The following is a 247-nucleotide window of genomic DNA, read 5'->3' on the forward strand; positions in this document are numbered from 1 at the left end:
GTGTGATGGTCACTTTTTCAGGGGAGTCGAGAATCTGTTCAACCGTCTCCTGTTCGAATGTCCGCAATTGTTTTCGAATGTTCACGAACTCGGAGTCGGCAATCTCCAAGAGTCCGGCGACCCGGCTGAAACTTCGTTTAATTTCAGGCGGCACGGCATTCGGATTTTTGTAGCCGAGGTCATGTTCAATCTCTGCCCATGCATGTTGTAAGATGGAGCGGACTTGAATTTCCGCTTCTTTTTCTGC

Annotated in this window: 1 pseudogene; it reads right to left on the bottom strand. The window is 49.0% G+C overall.

Annotation, left to right across the window (positions count from 1 at the left end):
- A pseudogene (locus tag AC2Q9J_RS18360) lies at positions 1-247 on the bottom strand (GTP pyrophosphokinase); the annotation flags it as partial.

The sequence above is a fragment of the Planococcus sp. RAB007_Raresut genome (genome assembly GCF_057369535.1).